The following is a 3,576-nucleotide window of genomic DNA, read 5'->3' as shown; positions in this document are numbered from 1 at the left end:
GTTTGCATGTCGGCCAGCAAGTTGGCCACGCTCTGGTGCTCGATGATCGCCTTGTCGAACTGCACCCGGTCACGGGCATAGGCCAGCGCGGCCTCAAAGGCGGCACGGGCGATACCCAGCGCCTGGGCGGCAATCCCGATGCGTCCGCCTTCGAGGTTGGACAGGGCGATGGCCAGGCCCTTGCCGCGTTCACCCAGCAGGTTGGCTTCCGGTACGGTGCACTGGTTGAGGGTGACGGCACAGGTGTCCGAGGCACGAATGCCCATCTTGTGTTCGGTACGGTCCACCACGAAGCCCGGGGTGTTGGTCGGCACCAGGAACGCCGAGATGCCTTTCTTGCCCAGCTCCGGGTCGGTCACTGCAAACACGATCGCCAGCTTGGCGCGCTTGCCGTTACTGACGAATTGCTTGGCGCCGTTGATCACCCACTGGCCGTCCCGCAGTTCGGCACGGGTGCGCAGGTTGTGCGCTTCGGAACCGGCCTGGGGTTCGGTAAGGCAGAAGCAACCGATGGCCTGGCCGCTGGCCAGTTCCGCCAGCCATGTTTCCTTTTGTGCTTGTGAGCCGTAGTTGAGGATTGGCCCGCAACCCACTGAATTATGGATACTCATCAGTGCGCCGGTAGCGCCGTCGCCAGCGGAAATCTCTTCCACTGCCAGGGCGTAGGCCACGTAGTCGACGTAGGTGCCGCCCCATTCTTCAGGCACCACCATGCCCAGCAAACCCAACTCGCCCATCTTGGCGACCAGGGCATCGTCGATCCAGCCGGCCTTTTCCCAAGCCTGGGCGTGGGGGGCGATTTCGCCACGGGCAAAGTCCCGCGCCATGTCGCGGATCATCACTTGTTCTTCTGTAAATTCAATATCTTGCATGATTTAGTTCCCGTTCTTGTCGAAGTCGCGGAAGAAGCTTTCGACATGATCAGCCTCCAACGCCTGCAGGGTTGGAGGGTTCCAGCGAGGGGTTTTGTCCTTGTCGATCAGCAGGGCGCGGACGCCTTCGATCAGGTCGCCACGGGCAAACCATTGGCGGTCCAGGTGCAGTTCCAGGGCAAAGCATTGCTCCAGCGGCAGGTGGCGCCCGCGACGCAGCATCTGCAGGGTCACGGCCATGGCCAGGGGGGAGCGCGTCTGCATCAGGCTGGCGGTGGTCAATGCCCAGTCATGGCTGTCGGCGACGGTGACTTGCTGCAATTGCTCGACGATGCTCGGCACGTCCGGCAAGGCAAAGAAGTGATCGATGGCTGGGCGTAGCGCCGCCAGAGGGGCGTCGGGCAATTGTTGCACCGCGAGGCTGGCCAGCAGGCCTTGCAGGTCCTTGAGGGGAGAATCGTGCCATTCCAGGCGGTCCAGGCGCTGGTCGAGGTCGGCGAGCCGGGCGCTGTCGAGGTACCAGTCCGCCAGGCCGCAATACAGGGCGTCGGCGGCACGAATCTGCACGCCGGTCACCCCGAGGTAGATCCCCAGTTCCCCGGAAATGCGCGGCAGGAAATAGCTGCCGCCCACGTCAGGGAAATACCCGATGGCCACCTCGGGCATTGCCAGGCGGCTGCGGTCGGTGACCACCCGCAGGTCGGCGCCTTGCACCAGGCCCATGCCACCGCCAAGGACGAAGCCGTCCATCAGTGCCAGGACCGGTTTGCGATAGTTGTGAATGGCGAGGTCGAGGGCGTATTCCTCGACGAAGAAGTCTTCGTGGAGGGTGTCGCCGCTCTTGAAGCTGTCGTACAGCGAGCGAATGTCGCCGCCGGCGCAGAAGGCTTTTTCACCGGCACCGCGCAACACCACGGCATGCACCTGGGGATCGTCCGCCCACGCCTGCAAATGCCGGCTGAGGCTGCGGACCATGTCCAGGGTGAGGGCGTTAAGGCCTGCGGGGCGATTGAGGGTCAGGTGGCCAATATGGTTGCGTACGTGCGCCAGGACCTCGTCTTGCACAATCCCGGCGCTGCTTGCCTCGGATGAAACCTGAGCAGTCATCTCTAACTCCCTGCTTTTATTGTTCTTTATCAAGATGTTCGCGGGCGAACCATCTCGCGATCGTACCAGTGCAAATTTGCCCAGTACAAGTCGGAATCATGCAGGTCGTTTTTGCATTTTTGCCTTATGGAGGAGGCTGGCCCTGGTGCTGGAAAACCGCGCCGATGGTGCGCCGCCGGGCATACCGCTCGCTGGCCTGGATCAGCTCCTCCAGCTCCTGCGGGGTAACGTCCAGGAACTGCTCGCGCTCGGCGAGGGCCTGCTTGAGGTCCTCGGCGCTGATCCCGGGGTTTTCGGTGGCCATTGGCATAAAGATCGGCGCAGCCGGTTCGCGGGTGCCCTTGGGGTAACGCGTGCGCGTGGCGTTGTTGTAGGCCAGCGCGCAGGCCAACAAGGCTGTGGCTCCCAGCATGACTGCGGCAAGTTCGTGCCAGCCCATGGCAATCGAGGCAGGGTCAGCCAGCACCAGGCTCATGGCCAGGCCGCCCGCCGGTGGATGCAGGCAGCGCAGCCAGCAGATCAGGATCACGGTCATCCCGGCAGCCAGGCATGCGCTGCCCAGCGTTCGGCCCAATACCCGGGCCACCAGCAGCGCAACAATCCCGGCACACAGGTAGCTGCCGATGATCGACCAGGGCTGGGCCAGCGCGCCGGAGGATACGGCAAACAGCAGCACCGCCGAGGCTCCCAGCGGGCCTATCAGGTGCAGGGCCACCTCGGTGCCGAACACCTGGGCGCACACCCAGACGCTGAACAGTGTGCCCAGGGCCATGCCGATGGCGGCACGACTCCATTCGGCAGGGCGGGTATTGATGGCAGCGGGTAACCAGCGAGCGAGCATTGACAGACGATCCGTGAAAAGCGGGCGAAAAAAAAGGCTTGCCTGGTTTCCCGGAAAAGCCCTTTAAAGAAGTTCCTGCATTTGGGGGAGGAACCTGCGCAGTGTGCCAATCGATGAAGACTGCTGCCAATGCATATTAATGCAGGTCAAGTGCAGTATTTTTGCAGTAAAACGTGTCAGCCAAACGGTATCAGGCGGGTTGGCGGTGGCATGGGGTTGCTGATCTTGCCCAGCACACGGTCATCGGTTTCCTCGTTGATCAGCAGGTTTTGTACATTTTCCCGCAGCGATGGATTGTTGGCCAATGGCCCCTTGAGCACCACCAGTGCATCACGCAGTTCCATCAGCCGATCCAGTTTTGGCAGCGGGATGTAACCCGCATTGACTCTGTCGCGGGACAAAGGCGCGACAGCGTCAGAGGTTGAGGGGTCGGGCAATCGACGGTCGGACACAAAACATTCCTCTAAATGAAATAAACGGCAGCGCTGAATGCTGTTTAAAAGGTCTTTATTGTTATTTCGACTGTTCGTTTAAGCGGGGCATGTCTTGATTGATGGCTTGCTGCTACGTTCGTCGAGTTTCTTTCGAAAGTAACAGGAATGCCTTACACCGCACCTTTGGAACTTCTGAAAATAGTTAAAAGGTATTAAATAATAACTCGCTTGGCAGGCGAGTCTACAGTCGAGGGCTAGGGGCGGGAAGAGGGCGTCTTATCGGTAGCAGCGTATAGATGCGTAGGATGTTTCTCGATAGTTG

The 3,576-nt window shown here is 60.9% G+C and carries 4 protein-coding genes; all 4 read right to left on the bottom strand.

The features are described from left to right. Positions 1-872 (bottom strand): acyl-CoA dehydrogenase family protein (locus HX873_RS30785; RefSeq protein ID WP_177123731.1); only part of this gene is annotated, 872 nt, incomplete at its 3' end. 3 nt (positions 873-875) lie between these two features. Continuing rightward, a complete protein-coding gene (locus HX873_RS30780; protein ID WP_087693005.1) occupies positions 876-1,979 on the bottom strand; it encodes an enoyl-CoA hydratase/isomerase family protein in 1,104 nt (367 codons plus the stop codon). A gap of 124 nt (positions 1,980-2,103) precedes the next feature. After that, complete coding sequence (locus HX873_RS30775) at positions 2,104-2,820, bottom strand: HPP family protein (RefSeq protein WP_102604350.1); 717 nt, start codon at positions 2,818-2,820, stop codon at positions 2,104-2,106. A 176-nt stretch (positions 2,821-2,996) separates the two neighbouring features. After that, positions 2,997-3,176, bottom strand: coding sequence for a type VI secretion system contractile sheath small subunit (locus HX873_RS30770; protein ID WP_256344058.1), 180 nt, complete (start codon positions 3,174-3,176; stop codon positions 2,997-2,999). Positions 3,177-3,576: the final 400 nt, after the last annotated feature.

It is taken from the genome of Pseudomonas sp. P7758 (assembly GCF_013386485.1).
Taxonomy (GTDB): Bacteria; Pseudomonadota; Gammaproteobacteria; order Pseudomonadales; family Pseudomonadaceae; genus Aquipseudomonas.
Note: the sequence above shows the minus strand (reverse complement) of the source record. Positions and strands in the feature narration are given on the sequence as shown.